Annotated in this window: 18 protein-coding genes and 2 pseudogenes; 8 read left to right on the plus strand and 12 right to left on the minus strand. The window is 37.3% G+C overall.

All coding sequences use genetic code 11. From position 1 onward, the window contains the following. Window positions 1–38 precede the first annotated feature (38 nt). Complete coding sequence (locus H592_RS0114100) at window positions 39–842, plus strand: hypothetical protein (RefSeq protein ID WP_051369184.1); 804 nt, start codon at window positions 39–41, stop codon at window positions 840–842. A gap of 64 nt (window positions 843–906) precedes the next feature. Here the strand turns inward: H592_RS0114100 and H592_RS0114105 are convergent, their stop codons facing one another. Further along, a complete protein-coding gene (locus tag H592_RS0114105; protein ID WP_028869326.1) occupies window positions 907–1,788 on the minus strand; it encodes a DMT family transporter in 882 nt (293 codons plus the stop codon). 315 nt (window positions 1,789–2,103) lie between these two features. Here H592_RS0114105 and H592_RS0114110 point away from each other — a divergent pair, with 315 nt between their 5' ends. The 3 genes from H592_RS0114110 (at window position 2,104) to H592_RS0114120 (ending at window position 3,636) form a co-directional block, all read left to right on the plus strand. Beyond that, on the plus strand, window positions 2,104–2,346 hold the full coding sequence (locus H592_RS0114110; protein WP_028869327.1) for a hypothetical protein: 243 nt from the start codon (window positions 2,104–2,106) through the stop codon (window positions 2,344–2,346). Between the two features lie 145 nt (window positions 2,347–2,491). Continuing rightward, window positions 2,492–2,800 carry a PTS fructose transporter subunit IIB gene (locus H592_RS0114115; RefSeq protein WP_028869328.1) on the plus strand — a complete coding sequence of 103 codons (309 nt, stop codon included), beginning with the start codon at window positions 2,492–2,494 and terminating at the stop codon, window positions 2,798–2,800. Between the two features lie 5 nt (window positions 2,801–2,805). Beyond that, window positions 2,806–3,636, plus strand: a complete 831-nt coding sequence (locus H592_RS0114120; RefSeq protein ID WP_028869329.1) for a PTS sugar transporter subunit IIA — start codon at window positions 2,806–2,808, stop codon at window positions 3,634–3,636. A gap of 40 nt (window positions 3,637–3,676) precedes the next feature. Here the strand turns inward: H592_RS0114120 and H592_RS0114125 are convergent, their stop codons facing one another. After that, a complete protein-coding gene (locus tag H592_RS0114125; RefSeq protein WP_028869330.1) occupies window positions 3,677–4,543 on the minus strand; it encodes a helix-turn-helix transcriptional regulator in 867 nt (288 codons plus the stop codon). A 231-nt stretch (window positions 4,544–4,774) separates the two neighbouring features. On the opposite strand from H592_RS0114125, the gene H592_RS0114130 reads away from it, so the two are divergent. After that, on the plus strand, window positions 4,775–6,682 hold the full coding sequence (locus H592_RS0114130; RefSeq protein ID WP_028869331.1) for a PTS fructose transporter subunit IIABC: 1,908 nt from the start codon (window positions 4,775–4,777) through the stop codon (window positions 6,680–6,682). A gap of 123 nt (window positions 6,683–6,805) precedes the next feature. Here H592_RS0114130 and H592_RS0114135 read toward each other — a convergent pair whose 3' ends face one another. The 6 genes from H592_RS0114135 to H592_RS0114160 form a co-directional block, all read right to left on the minus strand. After that, complete coding sequence (locus tag H592_RS0114135) at window positions 6,806–7,792, minus strand: Gfo/Idh/MocA family protein (RefSeq protein WP_028869332.1); 987 nt, start codon at window positions 7,790–7,792, stop codon at window positions 6,806–6,808. Between the two features lie 188 nt (window positions 7,793–7,980). Next, window positions 7,981–8,487 (minus strand): DUF1294 domain-containing protein, encoded by a 507-nt coding sequence (locus H592_RS22415; protein ID WP_051369185.1) that lies wholly within the window; start codon window positions 8,485–8,487, stop codon window positions 7,981–7,983. 11 nt (window positions 8,488–8,498) lie between these two features. After that, window positions 8,499–8,852, minus strand: a complete 354-nt coding sequence (locus tag H592_RS0114145) for a DUF4870 family protein (protein WP_028869333.1) — start codon at window positions 8,850–8,852, stop codon at window positions 8,499–8,501. A 274-nt stretch (window positions 8,853–9,126) separates the two neighbouring features. Beyond that, window positions 9,127–9,930 carry a MetQ/NlpA family ABC transporter substrate-binding protein gene (locus H592_RS0114150; protein ID WP_037071884.1) on the minus strand — a complete coding sequence of 268 codons (804 nt, stop codon included), beginning with the start codon at window positions 9,928–9,930 and terminating at the stop codon, window positions 9,127–9,129. Between the two features lie 256 nt (window positions 9,931–10,186). After that, window positions 10,187–10,780 (minus strand): peptide-methionine (S)-S-oxide reductase MsrA, encoded by a 594-nt coding sequence (gene msrA / locus H592_RS0114155; RefSeq protein WP_028869335.1) that lies wholly within the window; start codon window positions 10,778–10,780, stop codon window positions 10,187–10,189. A 456-nt stretch (window positions 10,781–11,236) separates the two neighbouring features. Then, the gene (locus tag H592_RS0114160) at window positions 11,237–12,139 is read right to left on the minus strand and encodes a LysR family transcriptional regulator (protein WP_028869336.1); all 903 of its coding nucleotides are present in this window, start codon (window positions 12,137–12,139) and stop codon (window positions 11,237–11,239) included. Window positions 12,140–12,271: 132 nt separating this feature from the next. Between H592_RS0114160 and H592_RS22420 the strand changes: the two are divergent. After that, window positions 12,272–12,607: pseudogene (locus H592_RS22420) on the plus strand (NAD(P)H-dependent oxidoreductase); the annotation flags it as partial. Window positions 12,608–12,822: 215 nt separating this feature from the next. On the opposite strand, the gene H592_RS0114170 reads toward H592_RS22420, so the two are convergent. Next, window positions 12,823–13,860, minus strand: coding sequence for an IS110 family RNA-guided transposase (locus H592_RS0114170; RefSeq protein ID WP_028869337.1), 1,038 nt, complete (start codon window positions 13,858–13,860; stop codon window positions 12,823–12,825). 19 nt (window positions 13,861–13,879) lie between these two features. Here H592_RS0114170 and H592_RS22425 point away from each other — a divergent pair, with 19 nt between their 5' ends. Beyond that, on the plus strand, window positions 13,880–14,128 hold the full coding sequence (locus H592_RS22425; RefSeq protein ID WP_051369186.1) for a hypothetical protein: 249 nt from the start codon (window positions 13,880–13,882) through the stop codon (window positions 14,126–14,128). A 166-nt stretch (window positions 14,129–14,294) separates the two neighbouring features. On the opposite strand, the gene H592_RS0114180 is transcribed toward H592_RS22425, so the two are convergent. The 3 genes from H592_RS0114180 to H592_RS23345 form a co-directional block, all read right to left on the minus strand. Then, window positions 14,295–14,954, minus strand: a complete 660-nt coding sequence (locus H592_RS0114180) for a PEP-CTERM domain protein (protein WP_028869338.1) — start codon at window positions 14,952–14,954, stop codon at window positions 14,295–14,297. Between the two features lie 801 nt (window positions 14,955–15,755). Next, complete coding sequence (locus H592_RS0114185) at window positions 15,756–17,021, minus strand: hypothetical protein (RefSeq protein WP_028869339.1); 1,266 nt, start codon at window positions 17,019–17,021, stop codon at window positions 15,756–15,758. Window position 17,022: 1 nt separating this feature from the next. Next, window positions 17,023–18,648 (minus strand): hypothetical protein, encoded by a 1,626-nt coding sequence (locus H592_RS23345; protein ID WP_028869340.1) that lies wholly within the window; start codon window positions 18,646–18,648, stop codon window positions 17,023–17,025. A 145-nt stretch (window positions 18,649–18,793) separates the two neighbouring features. Between H592_RS23345 and H592_RS24935 the strand changes: the two are divergent. Continuing rightward, window positions 18,794–18,974, plus strand: a pseudogene (locus H592_RS24935) (IS630 family transposase); the annotation flags it as partial.

Genomic DNA, 18,974 nt, shown 5'->3' on the forward strand with positions numbered 1-18,974 from the left:
TTAATCTGGCAACGGCCGTAACTAACAAGAGACTGAAAATGACTGACAACAATAATCAAACATTAAGCAATCAAGCTTGTATCAAAGCTGCACAGGAGCTATTAGCAAGACGTAAAAATAATCATAGAGGTGAAATGTTAACGGCTGATTGTCGTCCGACGAACCTAGATGATGCACTCGCAATACAGATGACAACAGTTAAAGAAAACGGCTCTAAAATTGAGGGTTGGAAATGTTTAGTGCCATTAAACCCTGAGCAAATGGTGGTTGCACCAGTATTAGAAGGTACTGTACAACAAGGTGCAGAGTGCCTAGTCCAACCAACACAACCAGGCAAAACGTTAATTGAACCGGAAGTGGCATTTATCCTAGGCCAAGATTTACCTGCTCGAGAACAAGCTTATACTGAACAAGAAATCGATGATGCCATTGTATCTTGCCATATGGCACTAGAATTATTACAACGCCGTTACAGCCCTAATGATGACCTTGTTTTCTTTGATAATTTAGCAGATTGCCTACTTAACCAAGGTATATTTATTGGTCCTGAAATCAGTAAAGAACAAGCTTACCAAGCCTCTGAAATCAATATTGATCTCACTACCATTGCAGCCTATGGACAACCTGAAACAAAAAATTACGATGGCAAGCACCCTAACCTATCGGCACATAAACCGGTTTATTGGTTAATTAATTTCATGCGAAATAGAGGTGTCAGCTTCAAAAAAGGACAAGCTATCATCACTGGCTCTTATGCTGGTGCGATAGAAGTACCTATTGATACAACAGAAATTAAATATCAAGATCTAGGTAAATACCAAGTAACCTTTAAAGCAATTTAGATTATAGCTATTTAAATTATAGCAATGGAGTACTTGAATCTTTGCAAGTACTCCATTGCTAATGCTAATAAGCCTTGCGTAACTTCTTCTTAAATGAAAACCCTGTCACTAACACGGTACCGGTGATCACTAATATTGCCCCTAATAACGTATTTAAGCCAATCGCTTCCCCTAAGAATAAACGCCCCCATAAAATCCCAAACAACGGCACTAAAAAGGTCACCGATAATGCCGATGCAGGACCATCATCTTTCACTAATTTAAAATATAATAAATACGCAATACCTGTGCAGACAACACCAAGCACCAATACCGAAAGACTAATAGGTAAAGTAATGGGATCTCTAATAGGTATAAAAGGAAGTAATGGTAATACGAGAATCACTGATGCCCACATGCTGCCATGTGCATTTTCAAACGGTGCTACCACAGGTGCGACCTTAGTATAATTTGCAGAAAACCCATACATTAAAGCGGCTAGTAAACAGGCCGAGATAGCCAGTAGCCCCTGTTCACCAAGAGCTATTGCTTGCTGTCCAACCAATACCGAGACACCCAACATACCCACTAACAAACCTAGGCAGGCTTTTAATGGTAAACGTTCTCTTTGCCACAAACTGGCTATCACAGCGCCAAACAACGGCGCTGTTGAGTTAATAATCGCAAGAGTCGATGCATTTAAAGTTTGTGCTGCATAAGCAAACATTAGAAAAGGAAAAGCACTATTAAAGGCACCAATAATAAAAAAATGTTTAATATAAGAAATAAACTGTAATTTTCGACCAAGATAGAGGCTCATTAACAACAAAAATAATGCCGCCGCTAATACCCGCCCCTCAATTAACACCGCAGGACCTAAACTATTAGCAGTCAGACGCATAAACAAAAATGAGCCGCCCCAAATAGAGGCTAATAAAATTAATCGTAAAACACTCGCGACAGGCATAGCAGGTCCTTTAAGTAAGCTTTAATGTAATAATTTGGCTTGAAAAAGCCCATTGAAATAAGTTTTTATAACTGCAAAGGTGGCAATAATAAACAGTGCTAAACAGCACTATAGATAAATGATATATAACATATTTTACAGGTTATGCCTTGCTATTAAATATTGTAATTGCGAACTAAGTCAACGCTATCATTTAGGGTCTAGCTAAATCAGGGTACCTACTTTATTAAACGTATTTTTATTATCTATACGATTAATTTGTCAATGTGCAACAAAGCAAAGTAGACTGATGGTAACGATAAACAGGAGGACAACATGCTAATTTTTTATATTATTTGTGGGTGTTTGATTTTTGCTATATCAGGTTTCATTGTGCAATATAATCGCTTAGCGATATATCGCCGCCGTGTCATTCGACACCTTGCGAATCAAAGTTCTCGAGTCAAATCAGAGCCCGCTCATCAACCACCTATTATTTTATCTGACCAACAAGAGCAGCAAATAAAACAGTGTTTTTTAAAAGGAGTTAGCATTCCACAATGCATTGAGCAGCTTTAATAGTAACTATTTATAAGGTCTAGTGATGTTCTTCATAACTAGACCTCGACATGATTGAATAAACACCTCTCAAGCCTTAAGCTCCCAGTTAATGTTTTTTTCAAAAAATCAGTAAACCTTAATAAAATCAATTCAGGAATATAAGATGAGAATGGTGGCGGTTACTGCATGCCCAACAGGCATTGCACATACTTATATGGCAGCGGAAGCTTTAATCAAATCTGCAGCCAGTTTTGGTATCCAAATACAAGTCGAAACCCAAGGAGCAATGGGTATTGAAAATCAATTAACCCATCAAGATATTCACCAAGCAGATCTGATTCTGATTGCGTCCGATATCAACATTGAAAACGCTGAACGATTCCAACAATATCAAGTAATTAACACAACAATCGTTGAAGTCTTAACTGACCCAAATAAAGTCATTCAAGATTGTATCAAGCAAACTAGTTAATCATCATGTCAACAATACGTATTACTCTGTATTTAGGGGAAAGTGGACTTACAGCTTGGTTAATTAAGGGTATTAACCAGCGCTTACGTGACATACAAGGCGCTGCTGAGTTAATCAAAATAGATACGTTGCAGCGAGTCAATGTACAACACCAGTTAGCAGCACTTAGTCTCGCTTTTAAGCCCTTTGATCTATGCCAAATTTTTCTTATTGGGGAGAATCTACAAACCCAGGTTGAGGCACTCAAGTTATATTTACAACAATACTGTGTATTGGTGACAGATACATACACGGCAACGATTCATTCAAGCTCGCCAATGTACAATGATAACTTTCAGTTTCATCACTTCTCAGTACCCAATAAAATGAGCGCCAAACACCGTTACCACATCATGCCCTTTGCTAAGGATGCCACCATAGTCGATAAAGCACGCATCCTTAAACTGATTGCCAAAATGGCTTCAATCAAACACTATAAAAAAATAGAGGTACAACTCATACAAAGAGAGCAATTGTCTTCAACTGATATGGCAGGAGGCATTGCCCTACCGCATATAGTGAGTGAATATATTGATCAACCAATGATGATTTGCTTAACATCTAAAACAGTGATTGACTGGCAGTCGGCACATGGTGGAGTGACTCATATCGTAGCGTTACTATTACCCAAACCTTGCACTAAAGAAGCCATTTTAGCGGTGCGGCATTTAGCAGTTAACTTACTCAATGCTGATAAAAAACAATTTATTACTTATCATTATATGGGCGATCAATTACAAGCCATTTTAGCTTGTTTCATGCGGCCTACCGAACAGCCTATTGAACAATCTCCATAACCCCTTTGAGGTTATTTATCCCCCACAGCAGTAACCCGAATTAAGAAGGTCGTTGTTGATCACTGTAGATCGCCCTAAATTCACTCGGTGTACGACCTAATTTACTTTTAAAAACACGATAGAAATAGTTAACATCATTAAACCCACAACGTAATGCAACTTCGCTAAGTCGAAATGAATAGCGTGTTAACATAAATTTTGCACGCTCTAACCGTACCCATGTAATGTAATCAGCCAAACGCATGTGTCCTTGTTGACGAAATAAACGCGATAGATGATTGGGGCTAACATTGAAATGATGAGCGATATTATCGCGACTGATATGGCGATGAAAATTTTCTTGAATATAAATACAGACTCCCTGATACAAATCTTCACTGCGCCCTTGGTTAGCGGTCTCGGGAGATAGCAACATACCATGACAATAGGTCATAAGGGCCATCAATAAATGTCCTCCAGTTGGATGCTGAATTTTCTCTTTTGCTAAGGTATTTAACGCATTTAAAATATGATCCAAGGCATGGCCTGTACGAGTTTGCAGGCTATACTTTTGCACATCAAAAAAGGCTTCCTCCCCTTTGCGCTTTTGCACCAAACTAAACCCTAACTGACGCTTGCCAAATAATAAACTAAGCACACTACAGTCGCTATTCCACTCAGGTTTATTCCAACTATTAGGTGGAATATATAAAATATCTCCGGGTAATATTTTCACCTCAGTTAAACCAAATTCAGGGTCTTCAATTTGATTGATGTACTCACCAGTGATTACAAACTCCATACGAGGAAAATTGACCTGATAACTAAATGAAGGAGGTGTTGAATGGTCACTGGCAAACCACACTCGATTAAACTGCTCTATTTCAGACAACACACCTTCTAATACATTAATAAATACTTGGCTCATGGTTATTATTCACTTTTATTGTCAATGGAAAATAAGTTTAAATGTGATATCAATATAGTAACCCCTGGTATTTGTTACCGATAGAACCACCCAGTGACCCACTTCACAAAGGGATATTCAGGGTACAATAATCCAGTAAATGAATTTACTGTACACTATTTTTTATCCATAAAATATCTAACAATTACCTCCATAAACTAAAACAATATTTTACACAGAGGAGGTGCAATCATGATTACTCAAATGATTAATGAAAAGTTGATATGCTTAAATCTTAAAGCCACAACTAAAGATGAAGTACTAAATGAGATGGTCGACCTATTAGCCCAACAAGGCAAACTAAGCGACCCAGATAGCTTTTTAAAAGATGTCTATGCGCGTGAAGCAATTGATAACACAGGTTTTGAAGAAGGTGTTGCCATACCTCACGCTAAAAGCTCGGCAGTCATTGAACCAGCTGTAGCCATTGGTATTAGTAAATCTGGTATTGAATACGGTGCTGAAGATGGTAAAAATTCAACACTCTTTTTCATGATAGCTTCTCCCGATGGTGGTTTTGATCATCACATAGAAGTGTTAGCAGAACTCTCCTCTAAATTAATTGAAGATGGGTTTATTGATGCAATGCATAAAGCAACATCAACTAAACAGGCGCTCGCTTTATTATTAGAGAAAAAAGAAATAACCGATAAAGTCGCCTTGGATAAAGGCTTCATTATTGGTGTAACGGGTTGCCCAACTGGCATTGCTCACACCTATTTAGCAGCGGAAGCATTAGAAAAAGCAGCGGCACAAATGGGGTACGAAATTAAAGTAGAGACCAATGGTTCTATTGGCGTAAAAAACGCACCTACAACAGAAGAAATTGAACGCGCTGTGGCGATTGTTGTAAGTAGTGATAAGCAGGTTGATATGGCTCGCTTTGATGGTAAAAAGCTCATTCAAACCCCAGTAAAAGCGCCGATTAGTAATGGTAAAGCAGTTATTCAACAAGCATTGGATGCACCTGCTTACCAAGCTGACTCAAAAAACTCATCACAAAACAATTCCTCTGTAATTTCAGGTAGATCTAACCTTTATCGTTATTTAATGAATGGTGTATCGCATATGATCCCATTTGTGGTCACCGGCGGTTTGATGATTGCGCTATCGCTTGCTTTGGGGGGAGAGCCAACAGCTAATGGCATGCAAATCCCTGAAGGTAGTCTATGGAATCAAGTACTTAATGTAGGTGTCGTTGCCTTTACCCTTATGATCCCTATTCTGGCCGGTTACATTGCTTATGCCATTGGTGATCGCGCAGCGCTTGCTCCAGGGTTCATTGGTGGTTGGATTGCTAATAATGGTTCATTTTATGATGCTTCTGCAGGAACTGGGTTCATCGGAGCCATTGTTGCAGGTCTATTAGTGGGTTACTTTGTGCGCTTTATTGCAACACGTGAGTACCACAAAATGGTCGCGCCACTTGTACCTATTATGATAGCGCCCATTTTAGGCACCATTTTTATCGCTTCGCTATTTATTTTTGTCATTGGTGCACCTATTGCCAATTTAATGGAATGGTTAAACGCTGTTCTCACTGAAATGAGTACCGGTAATGTCATTTTATTAGGTATCGTATTGGGCGGCATGGCTGGCTTTGATATGGGCGGACCATTTAACAAAGTGGCTTTCCTATTCTCCGTAGGCATGATCGCAAGCGGTCAAACTCAGTTTATGGGTGCAATGGCGGTCGCTATTCCAATTGCTCCGCTGGGTATGGCATTAGCCACCGTGATTGGCCGTAAATTAGAAATATTTGAAGACAGTGAAATCGAAGCGGGTAAAGCAGCCGGGGCGATGGGTCTAGTTGGTATCTCTGAAGGTGCGATCCCTTTTGCAGCACAGGATCCTCTATCAGTCATTCCTGCCAACGTACTAGGCTCAATGGTCGGCGCAGTAATGGCATTCTCCTTCGGTATCACTAATAGTGTTGCTCATGGCGGTCCAGTTGTTGTATTACTTGGCGCAATGAACAAACCTGTGATGGCGATTATATGCATGGCAACGGGCACAGTCGTTACCGCTTTAGTTTGTGTAACATTGAAAAAAATGCGCATTGCACGTAAAGCAAAACAGCTGACTTCAGCAACCGCATAAAACTTAACGTATAAGCTAAATCATAAAAGGCAGATAATGTTCCCATTATCTGCCTTTTTTCGTCACTGCCAACAGCGTCTATTCTTACCGTTTATTAGAGAGTTATGTGTATCGCTAATAAACTTAATTAATTTTATCAGCCGGAAAAACAACCCCTGTTTGGCGACGGATCTCTGTTGTCATACGAGAAACACTCAATGCTCTCGCCTTGGCTTTTTCACATAATTTACCCTGTTTAATTTGCTGAGCAAAAAAGCTCGCTTCATAGGTCATGGTGTTTTCAACCTGTGCAACTTTAAACTCTTGCGCTGCTTCTCCACGACGCTGTAGGGAAATATGATCACACTCAGAAATATGCGGAACTAACATCACTCCCGCCTCTCCTTGTAACTCACTTGGTAACGTTGAATCAGAGACTTTAGAATGGCGGATCACCACTTCAAAATCAGGATAATAAAAAATAGCAGCACCATGTGCATCGACACCCGAGTCAAGTAAATGCGCACTCGCTTTTATTTTTAATGGCTCACCGAACAAAGCAACAACACTGGATACACAATAAAAACCGATATCCATAATCGAGCCGTTGGAAAAAGCAGGATTAAAGGTATTTGGATTTTCTCCATCAAGATAACGCTGATAACGAGATGAGTATTGGCAGTAGTTAATGCTGACTTTATGTAAGCGACCTAATTTAGGTAAGTGCTCAGTGATTAAAGCGAAGTTAGGTAGATATTCAGTTTTAAATGCTTCAAACAATACTACATTGTTTTTTTCAGCAACCTCAAACATATGTTCAGCTTGAGTTATATTGGAAGCCACAGGCTTTTCACAAATGACATGTTTGCCTTGCTCTAGCATCAACACACTTTGTTCGTAATGTAGTGAATTTGGGCTAGCAATATAGATGGCATCAAAGGCATCGCTTTTAGCCATTTCAGTTAAATCTGTAAAACTAACAGCTGCACGATTAAAAGGAGCTGAAAATGCCTGTGCACGCTTTGTATCTCGAGAATACACTGCTGTTAATTCAAACTCTTGAGATGCTAGCGCAGCTTCGACAAAACGTTCAGTGATCCAATTAGTACCAATAATAGCGAGACGTAACATCTTTTCTCCAGTGCTTTTCATATAAAAATTATGGTTGAATATACCATGGTCTCACCCTAATCACGTCAGCACAGTGAAAAATTTGGATTATAAGATGACATCCACCAGCTAAAAATTGCTAGCAGTAAGAAAAACGAGCGACAATAACATTGGTTAATAATAGTAACGAGCGACAAGGCAATGCCACATTATTTTATGCGGCTTTCACGAATATAAAACGTATCACTTTGTTTATAAATGTAATCATCAGTTCGAAAAGCTAATAGCAATGATAACGTTTGTTGAAGCTGTGGCTGGTGGATATGAATGATTACATGACTTTGTAATTGATGCGTGAATTGACGTAATAAAGTAGCACCTTGTACCGTATGAAGACTGGCAATCAGCGCAACATTTAGCAACAGCGTAAACATAAACACCACTCTAAAAGATTGCTTTTGGCTTTTATGGCGTAACCTTTGTTGTGCAATAATTGCACCTGGCCAACCACATAAAATAGAACAGAAGTGTAAGGTTTTTTCAGGCGTTCGCCATCGATTAAGACGCGCTGCTTTTTTATCTTTTGCATAAATGAAATAAGTCACTAGGCTAGCAACCGCAAAAACAACAAAAATGAAGAGTGGCATGTATCCAAGAAAATAAGAAACTGCTAAACCTACAATAGCCAAATATATAGGCAGGTAATGATAATTCATAAGTTCTCTAACTATGCTGTATAAGGTTTATTGGAAGTGATTTTAGCTAAGCCATTAATAATACGATAAATAGACCACACCCAAGTCACAAACAAAACAAAGTAACCCACAACAAAGAAAGCTAATATCACTCCCACTACTGACCAAGCTAATACCCACCAAAATGTACTCATAATATTGGTATAGTGATCTTCAAACAAAGTACCCCGTGCATCTTCTCTTTTAACCATTACCCAAATAGCACCGATTAACCAAAATATGCCGGTAAACATACCTAGAATCATCAAACCATAACCAATTAGCGCACTGGTTTTTGCTGCATCATCTTCAATAGATAAACTCAAGTTTGAGCGTAAATCGTTCATTTTAATCTCTTTTAATTTTTTATTTATATTAGGTCAATTCGTCTGAATAATTGATCACTTTATTAAGCGCAATGCTATTAGAGGAATCAATACTCATTGAACTCATGTTTTAAATCAGCACAGAGGTTGAAACGGTTACTTATCTTAATACGCCGTTAACATTTAAAAATGCATTACAGCATAAAAATAACACGAACAGAAGGTTAGTGACAGGAGGCAGGAATCACTGGCTTTGAAATGTTAGCCAGTGATTATTTGTGCTTATCTTGATAGGTTAAAACGCAGCTTCAATGGTACCTTTGTATGTTTTATCTAGAAATTGACGAGTTGCTTCAGATTGAAGAATCTTAACAAACTTCTTATAAGTTGCATTGTCTTTATCTTGTACACGCGCAGCAACATTCATCACAGCAAACTCCGCATCTTTCGCTTCTAAATAAATACCTTGTTCAGCAGGGTTTAAACCCGAAGACATAACGTAATTCATAGTAATAACCGATGCATCAACATCATCTAAAGTACGTGGTAATTGCGCTGCTTCCACTTCAATAAATTGAAAGTTTTTAGGATTTTCAACAATATCGTAAACCGTCGTTTTTGCACCAGAATCTGGCTTTAACGTGATCAGTTTTGCATCAGCTAATAACAGTAAACCACGACCACCATTGGTTGGATCGTTAGGAATTGAAATTTTTGCGTTGTCAGGTAAATCATTGATCGACTTGTACTTAGTCGAGTAAATACCCATACGCATTAAAATAGAATGACCGATAGAAACAATTTTTTGCTCGCTGTTACTATTAAAGTTACTCATGAAAGGTTGGTGCTGGTAACTGTTAAGATCCAGGCTACCATCGGCTAACGCAGCATTAGGCGTGATGTAATCAGAGAATATGACAACTTCAACGTTCAAACCTTGCTTAGCGGCTTCAATAGCGACAGCTTCAATAACTTCTGCATGAGGACCAACGGTTGCGCCTACTTTAATCACTTCAGTGTTTTCTTCTTGTCCACAGGCTGCTAATCCAAACGCTAAGGGTAAAAGATAAAATAACCTTGAGATTTTCTTATTAAACATTTTCAGTTCCTTTAAAATAAATGGCCGTATAGACGTCTAAATAAGATAATACAATAAAGATTATAATAGTCATAACTATTTTAACGGTGCTTGATATAACGGATGGTTATAAGTAATAGATATTATTACTTTATTTTTGCCACTAAAAACAAAAAACGGCTACTCAATTGAGTTAGCCGTTTTCTATTAATGCATTGCTTTCTATTAATTCATTGCTTTATTAACTCAAGTGCTGCTATCAGTTAGCAACATGAGATTAGCCGTGAGTAGCGCGATCACCCCAAATCTCTTTTAAGCGTTGGTCTCGGCCACAGTTCCAGCGATATGCTTTGTAACGTAGAGGACTGTTTTTATAATAATCCTGATGGTAGCTTTCGGCGCCTTTAATAGGATAAAAAGTACTGCTATCTAAGATAGGTGTTACAACTTTTTGCTTAGGGAACTCAGCAATCACTGCTTGTTGAGATTTTTCAGCCAATGCTCGCTCCTGTTCGTTTGCAACAAAAACAGCACTTAAATAACTTTCGCCTTTATCACAAAATTGCCCTCTTCCATCAAAGGGATCAATGTTTACCCAGTAATGATCTAATATCTGTTGATAGCTCACTTGCCTGGCATCATAAGTAATTTCAACGGCTTCATAATGCCCTTGATGATTGCCTCGATAAGTTGGGTTCTCTAAGGTGCCACCAGTAAAACCAGACACAACATCAGTCACTCCCGGTAATTTTTCAAAATCAGATTCCATACACCAAAAACAACCACCCGCTAATACAGCTTTATCCGCACTTGCGAATGACACATAAAAAAGCATCAATGTTGATAAAACTAATCCTAATATTTTTTTCATAGATATCTCGCCCTGCTAAATGAATAAAAAATGCTGTAGATCCGAGTAAGTAGACCTGACGTTGATAATAATTATTTCATTAATAATTAAATGATGAATTCTGAATAGGAATAAGTATTGAACTAAAGATTTGCAATAAAAGTCAACTAAAGCATAAAACCTTAATAACGAAGATGAGAAGAACGTAAACTCTCTATTTTTCTTATATTTAGAAGTGAGCAAATGAAAAGTGTCAAATAAATTTATAACTCACTCATTTCTACTTTCGAAAAAATGCAGTTTCAGTACAGAGCCAATGAGTATTGCTTTTATGGACTTAGGTTTGGCAGGGCTATACTGTTCACGAAAAAAGAAATTTAGACTAGAACAATAATAACCTTCACTGACTTATATATGAATACTTTTAAATCAATCAATGGAAAAGCTAATAATACCCTCTATCAACAAATTATTTCTCTAATCCCCTAACTCCGCTATCACAAAGTCGATAAAGCTACGTACCTTTGCTGACATATGCTTTCGGCTCGGATACACCACATAGACTCCTATTGGCGGCTTAGGCCAATCACAAAAAATCTCTACTAATTTCCCTGTTTCCACTTCATCTTTTAAGGCAAATTGTGGCACCCGAATAATGCCTTGGTCAGCAACGGCGAGGTCTATTTCTAAGGTCGCATTATTGGTCAACACATGACTTTCAACATGAACCTGAATGGTTCCTCCTTGATGATCTCGGAATGGCCAAATATTAGGTTGCTTCAAATTACTATAACTGACGATTTTATGACGATCTAAATCATAGGGGTGACTTGGAGTACCATGTTTAGCTAAATAGCGAGGAGAAGCTAATACTAAAGCTTCTGATTGACTCACCCTGCGACTAATTAAACTAGAATCTTCGAGTTGCGTAGAGGCTCTGATAACGACATCAAAACCATCGGCAATAAGGTCTACTTTTCTATCATTCAGTTCTAATTCAAGTTGGATTTTTTGATGCTTTTCAGTAAACCGACTCAAAACAGGGCTCAGGTTAGACAAACCATAGGAGATAGGACAACTTATACGTAGTTTTCCTCTAGGCTCCCCTTGATTACCACTAATACTATTTTCTGCTTGTTCGGCATCTTCAATAAGTTGCTGGCACAATTGAAAATACAATTCACCTTCCTGCGTTAAACTCAAGGATCGTGTGGTTCTATGTAACAGGCGAATACCCAAACGTGCTTCTAGCTTATTCACTTCTTTACTAATGTAAGAAGTGGAATGGCCACTACTCTCAGCGGCTAAGGTAAAACTACCTAATTTTGCTACATCAACAAAAACAACCATACCATCAAATAATTTGCTGTTATTCGCCATCACATCACCTTTTAGTTAAATAGAACACTACAAGTCATTTGGAAACAATCTATGCACAAAATGACTATTACTCAGCAAATGATAATAATTTAAAGTGTATCCATCCACTGAGAGAAAGAACAGGAATTAATAATGAAAGTACTCGCATTCGCAGCAACAAGTAGCAAAAGCTCTATTAACAAACAGCTAGCTAATTACACAGCAAAACAAATTAACAACGCACAAGTAGAGTTGTTAGATATCAACGATTATGAAATGCCACTATTTAATGAAGACCGTGAAAAAGAATTAGGACAACCAGCGCTAGCTAAAGCCTTTTATCAAAAATTGGGGGATGCTGATGTGATTGTTATCTCTTTTGCAGAGCATAACGGTTCTTATACGGCGGCTTATAAAAATTTATTTGATTGGACTTCTCGTATTGATCAAAAGCTATTCCAAAACAAACCCGTCATTATGCTGTCAACTTATGTGGACTCCCCCTTGTCAACAACAAAGTGAATAATCAAAGAATTTAATGCGAACTTATGTACGAGCTCTAAATAGAGTAGCGAACCCTGGCTCTAGGATATTTTCGCGAGCATATAATCAAGATCTTATCGACGAGTTCAAGACTCTTAGTTGACAACTGATTTAATATGCTGATTTTTATCTTCGTTATTGCATTTTATTGTAGGACCTTGTTAAGCAGCCAATAACTCTGCTTTATATTCTGTTCCTTGGCTTAGCATTGCAAAAGCAGTTCTAACCGTTTTATTTGCCAAGGCAACCGCTGCACATTTTTTACCTTTGCGTTCAATTAACCCCATGAGCCAACATTCTTTTTTAGTTTTAGGTGTTCTTTTGGCTAGGTGAGTAACAACAGCCATTGCACCTACAATTAATTGGCTACGTAATCTACCGTGCTTAACTCGACTACCAATGGCACCAAGCTTAATGATTCCACCCGATGAGTATTGTTTTGGCGTTAAACCTATGCAGGCGGATGCATCTTTGCCTCTCTTGAAAGTGCCTAATTCACCACACCCAAGTGCAACATATAGATTGATAGCATTAATGGGGCCAACGCCTTCTATTCGCAGCAACCGCTTACAATCTTCGTGTTGCTCAATAGAATGCTCTAATTGTTTATTATATTGCTCGATAATCTCTGACTGCGTAATTAGGTGACCATAAGCTACGTTGATACCAGCCCTGAATTCACAAGTGAAACCATTATCAAAATCTTCAAGTAGATTTGCTACCGCAGATTTAATACCACCGTTTCTACTTGAACAATGAATATTAAACTCAGCAAGTAAAGCAACTAATTGATTACGCAATGCCGTTTGGTGTTTGACTGCTAACTCTCTAAGTTTCAAGATAGTTTGGAGCTGTTGTTGTTTATGCGTCTTACCATTAATAAAACCAATGTCAGCCAATTGTGATGCTTGTATAATTGCAAGTGCATCATTTTTATCTGTTTTTTGGTTTTGTCTTATCGTTGATACCAATTGAGCTGAAATCAATAACGCCTTGTGACCCGCTTCAATTGCTTTTTGTTTCCAGTAATTAGACCCGCTACATGCCTCATAGATAATAGTTACAGGCTTTTGTTGAAATAACCAAAGTAAAAATTCATCAGATGTCATTTCAATATTTGAATGCACTTTTTTATTTGTATAAATACAAACTTGAATAACTCTTTTTGCTAAATCAACACCAACTATTGTACTATCCATTGAGGACTCCTTTAATATTTTGTGTGGTAACAATGATATTACTCTACACGCTAACGAAGGTGTAGAGGGAGTCCAATTATCTTCACCGGGCCCTGGTGGTGCCGCTAGCGTATTAGCATCGGCACAAGCTTCTGCACCATTTTTTGCAGCAGAGGTGAAAGGTGCCATTTCAGTACCTAGTTTCTACGATAATTTTGATCTGGAAAATGGCCAATTAACTAACCAAGACTTGGTTGATAAAATAATGAATGTCATTGCTAAGCTGTAAAACATTAACAAAACAAGACTTCACTTGTTGTAACGGGTTATTTCCTTTACAAAAATTTATAGCAGAAATGGTTCATTTGAAAACATACGATTAATCTGATAAATCACAGATTAATCGTTAATAATTTCAAATATTTAAAGAATTATAGCATGACTGTTTTATGCAGCTAAGCACGTTTTGCTGTAATACGTCGCGTCAACCCCAATCCAAACAATCCAAGGCCCAAAATAACAAATAAGCTAGGCTCTGGAATTACAACAGTACCTCCGGGTCCGATTAGCTTTGATGAGCCTGAACTAAAATTCGTCGCCCCTTTGATACTTTGTACACGCATTCCAACACGCTGGTCTTGAAACTGAGACTCAAGAAGTCCTGCAATCTTTAGGTCGAAACGGATAAATTGATTAAAGCCGCCACTCTTACCATTTTCACCAACTACAAGCCCTAAATCCCAATTATTTTCGCCTGAACCATTAATATTCACGTTTCCTCCCAATGAAGAACTCACAGCATTTTCACTAAAGCTAATCACGGGAGTGGTGCTTGCGGAATTTGCACTAATGCTGGCGGCACCAGACAGTGCACTGAAGTCCGCTAAATCGAACCACAAACCTAATATATCACCTTGTGTAAGTCCAGCATTGATAGGTGAACCAATATCTGCGGTAATCGTAACAGTATCTACTCCGTTATTTACAAAGCTCACATCGGCAAAAAAAACTCCGCCATTAGTGACATCTTCTAGGTTACTTATTGGCCCTGCTTGAGTAGCGTTACATACTCCAACTAAAACAAGAGCAGAAATTATTTGATAAAAATATTTCATATGAACAGCCCCTTTAGTTACTTACCATTAAATAGCTTTACACATAAGTATCAGCAATAAACAAGCCAAATAAATTACATCTTTTATTTCATATATTTCCAAAAAATCCAAATCTTTCATTGTAAATTTTTTCGGCAACTAAAAACCTACCAGAGCATATTATTGCTAATTACCAAGCCCCCCCATTGCGCCGAAATAAATAAGTATCAAATAGGTTGCCAATAAAGCACTAAAAAGCAAAGCTTGAATAAGCTGAAATAGGATATTTGGTTAATAAAAAGCCGAAATAAATCGGCTTTTAACATACTAATAAATGTTGGTGTACAATAAAGTTGTTAACAAACAAGATTATAACTTACTTATTTTTATGACAATAATTTTTATTAAAAATAAATAAAGTTGTTAAGTTTTTTAATGCCCCCCATTTTAACAAGAAAAAATAAGACAATAAAGTTGTTAAAAAAAAAAAATATTTTGTGTGGTAACAATGATATTACTCTACACGCTAACGAAGGTGTAGAGGGAGTCCAATTATCTTATGTCACCAGAACATCTAAAGGCTATTAAATTATCCTTAATCTAAATTTTGGACACAACTAAGCTGTATCCATTCAGAAAATGGTTCTTACCTAAGAGCCTGGTATGGTGCCCCTCCTAAATTAGGAGAGCCTTGCAATGTTGACCTATCTATCACTACTAATTTATCTCACTTTTGGAAACACAATTCGAAGAGATGTAAAACAATATTATAAGTAATACAGAGAGTCTTCTGCCAGAAATTAGGAGGAAGACTTTATTGCCTCACACATCCAGCAATTCACTATACCCAATCAAATCAAGTTGTTCATTACTCACTTTTTTTTTCTTCTGTTCTCTTAACTGCTTCTTAAGTTCAACACATAGCTCTTTAATTTCATTCATATGACCTGGTGCCGCTATACAAGGAATAGAGAAAAACGCATTACGTGGGTTAGAACTACTATAAAAGGAGATACAATACTCACCACCATGCGACTTTGTTATTGATGCCTTTAGTTTATGGTGCTCTGTTACATCTTTAACATTAAAACCTTTAAATAAATGCAGATTAATCATTAACAACAAATCGCTTACATTAGATGTTGCATCAATTAAATCCAATATATCAGCACAAGCTTGATCTTTTGCTTTAGCACAAACACCTAATGCTCCTTCGAAGAATAGCAAGTAGCTTTGCTCTTGTTTCTTAATATCATCCATTTCCACATAGCTATCTATTGCACCTTTCAATTTGTAACCATTTAATAAAAAGCTAATGACAGTATCTTTTTTCGATTCTATTTTGGACAAAAAATCACTATTATCTGGTATAGATACCGAGGTCATACGATCCTTTAGTTTGAATATTATTTCCCGTTGTCCTACATAAATTCCAATCTCTTTTTCTATACTACTTCCCAACACGTCCTCGATTATACCGATTGTTTTTTTATCTAAACAAAGCTCAATATCTAGATGGGTATTCGTATCTAGCTTTTCAAAGAATACCTCGCCATCTCTTTGCACTTTGACACTATCCCCTCCTTCTTCAGAGTTCAATAATACATTTTCAAAAGGCCGACATTTGACTTCCACTAACTTCACTAATCCAAGTACCGTATTTTTGTCATATTGCTTAGCTTTAGTATCATCCTTTGCCTTCATATATTGAAGGTGTACATCTTCTATTCCTTTACAATACCCTTTACGTAACTTCGATAGACTAGGAAAAGTCATCACTATTCGCCCTGTTTTATCTGAACTCAGCATTATATCTAACGAAGTATCAGAACTAGATAGCACGTTAAGCAGTAAATCTGCATTATGAGAAAAATACTCTTTGTCACCCATAGCATGGTCAAAACAACCTCCTTCAACTCTTAAACAACTTATCACCTGTGAGCTACCGACAACGAACGTAATTTCACCAGACTTTTTATCTAGCTCAAGCAAAAACTTCCTATATTCAGGAGACTTTTTGTCAGCCGTTTTCAATAAAAAAATCAGTTCTTGTATTTTATTCGCACCTAAAGAAATTATTGTTTCCATACTACACCTCAGTTATAAAAAATTGTCGATACATATTGATTAGCCACTGTTTTGAAATACTTGACATTTCCAACCTAACCACAAGCTTTGATTTTCCTAATAGAGCCCCCTCTACAGTAAGCTTTTCATTAGCTATAAAAATTTCACGTGTAATAAATCGCTCCTGTTTATCACTTAAAGTGCCTAAATTCTTTAACAGAATGAAATGACGATTAAAAACAGAAAATTCAGGTAGCTTAAATATTTTTTCATACCTAACAGCTGCCCTTTTTGTCATTTTCATTTCAAAAGCGCACTCTTTAATATCTAGTTTACAAAATAGCTGTTTGATTAGTTTATAAGTCGTTTTTTTGTATTGAGTAGATGGCTTGTTTCTGTAGAGTAATTGCTTAACCTGACTTAATTTCTTCCAAGTGATTGAGCGATTTATTGCGTTGGTATTTAAGGAACTTTGTATCAAAAAATCTAAATAACAATCAGAAGTGCTAGCTAGCTTTTCTATCCAAAAGGTAGTCCAACTAGGCTCTACTAAATTTGTATCGCATGCAGCTAGCCAAGATAATTTACTACCGTTATTAACCGCCATCTCATGAACCCTTCCAGAGAATAAGTTAGCACTACGATGGGAAATAGATTGTAAATCTTCTATGTCGTTACTTATGAGAATATTAACTTGCCTAGATATGTCATTTGAACCAACATTTAATCCCCACATATACCGAAGGAGCGGTTTAGAATATTGCTGTATCTGAGGCATAAAATAGTCCCAAATCCATTCATGTCCATGCAGATAACTTTTACGTGTGGTCTCAAACAAGCTATGACCAATCATATTTGCAATAACATCTAATGCGACTACTGAATTTAACTGTTCAACTCCCCGCCCTTCAAGCCAGAAAGAAAACCGATGCTTAACAAATTTTTCCTGTAATAGTGCTGACAAATATTTACAATTAACCGAAGATACATTTTTTGTAAAGAGGACAAATAACTGGTTCACCAGCACAAATGCACCGCCGTGACGTAAATGATGAAAACGACCCGATGGCCCACAAATACTTTTAATGGCACGTGTTATAGGTAAAATGTACTGCCTTTCTCTAGAAGAGATAAGCTCTTCAGAAAAACCAATCAATGGTTCTAAGTCGTGTGCCTCTTCTTTTATTTTAAGTAATAACCTTAACAACTTAGCCTGCTCAATTGGCAATTCAATGTGCGTAACTCTCGGCTTACCATCTTTAGTAGACCCTTCTTCAGTATTAGTAATCGTTAGTTGAAATAGAGTTCCTTTCGGCGATCTTAATTCAACATCTTGCATACGCAGCCTAAGAATTTCTCCACGCCTTAAACAACCATGGAAACTTAAGTTCACAGCAACCAAGCAGAACAGTTGTTGTAATTTATTTTCAGGCTCATTTTCTGATAGTAAAGACATGACTTTATTTAACTCTTTGGCAGAGACCAAATTAGCATCAACATTTTTAGGTAAATAGACTGACTGGAAGGCATTTATATCAAGTGCATCAGTAAGCTCTTGTTCAGCCATAAACCGCAAGAAATAAAACAGGTGTAATCGAACTGATTCTGATTGAGCATTTTGATAAAAACTTTCAGCCCAACTATTCAATGATTCCTCGGAGATTGCATCATCAAAACTTAGAGGATGTAAATTAAGGTACTTATCGCCATTGGTATATACCCGTGATCTTTGATAATGCTTTTCATTTGTAAAAAAAAATTGAAATTTAATTTTAAAAGATCACACTAAGGAAATGCAGATATCATTGACCGGCCAAGAGAAGCTAGCGTTAGAATCACGCCATAAAAAGTGCAGTGATAAACGGGAGTGCGACCGAATTAAAGCGATTCTATTATCGGATGAAGGTTGGTCAACGATAATGATTTCTCAGGCCCTACGAAAGCATCAATCCAGCATTGTTCGTCATTTAAATG

This window comes from Psychromonas arctica DSM 14288, from assembly GCF_000482725.1.
GTDB lineage: Bacteria > Pseudomonadota > Gammaproteobacteria > Enterobacterales > Psychromonadaceae > Psychromonas > Psychromonas arctica.

Bases quoted from the DNA above. Each gene is read 5' to 3' on its own strand.
- H592_RS0114100 (WP_051369184.1), top strand. From the start codon at position 39: ATGACTGACAACAATAATCAAACATTAAGCAATCAAGCTTGTATCAAA.
- H592_RS0114105 (WP_028869326.1), bottom strand. From the start codon at position 1,788: ATGCCTGTCGCGAGTGTTTTACGATTAATTTTATTAGCCTCTATTTGG.
- H592_RS0114110 (WP_028869327.1), top strand. From the start codon at position 2,104: ATGCTAATTTTTTATATTATTTGTGGGTGTTTGATTTTTGCTATATCA.
- H592_RS0114115 (WP_028869328.1), top strand. From the start codon at position 2,492: ATGAGAATGGTGGCGGTTACTGCATGCCCAACAGGCATTGCACATACT.
- H592_RS0114120 (WP_028869329.1), top strand. From the start codon at position 2,806: ATGTCAACAATACGTATTACTCTGTATTTAGGGGAAAGTGGACTTACA.
- H592_RS0114125 (WP_028869330.1), bottom strand. From the start codon at position 4,543: ATGAGCCAAGTATTTATTAATGTATTAGAAGGTGTGTTGTCTGAAATA.
- H592_RS0114130 (WP_028869331.1), top strand. From the start codon at position 4,775: ATGATTACTCAAATGATTAATGAAAAGTTGATATGCTTAAATCTTAAA.
- H592_RS0114135 (WP_028869332.1), bottom strand. From the start codon at position 7,792: ATGTTACGTCTCGCTATTATTGGTACTAATTGGATCACTGAACGTTTT.
- H592_RS22415 (WP_051369185.1), bottom strand. From the start codon at position 8,487: ATGAATTATCATTACCTGCCTATATATTTGGCTATTGTAGGTTTAGCA.
- H592_RS0114145 (WP_028869333.1), bottom strand. From the start codon at position 8,852: ATGAACGATTTACGCTCAAACTTGAGTTTATCTATTGAAGATGATGCA.
- H592_RS0114150 (WP_037071884.1), bottom strand. From the start codon at position 9,930: ATGTTTAATAAGAAAATCTCAAGGTTATTTTATCTTTTACCCTTAGCG.
- msrA (WP_028869335.1), bottom strand. From the start codon at position 10,780: ATGAAAAAAATATTAGGATTAGTTTTATCAACATTGATGCTTTTTTAT.
- H592_RS0114160 (WP_028869336.1), bottom strand. From the start codon at position 12,139: ATGGCGAATAACAGCAAATTATTTGATGGTATGGTTGTTTTTGTTGAT.
- H592_RS0114170 (WP_028869337.1), bottom strand. From the start codon at position 13,860: ATGGATAGTACAATAGTTGGTGTTGATTTAGCAAAAAGAGTTATTCAA.
- H592_RS0114180 (WP_028869338.1), bottom strand. From the start codon at position 14,954: ATGAAATATTTTTATCAAATAATTTCTGCTCTTGTTTTAGTTGGAGTA.
- H592_RS0114185 (WP_028869339.1), bottom strand. From the start codon at position 17,021: ATGGAAACAATAATTTCTTTAGGTGCGAATAAAATACAAGAACTGATT.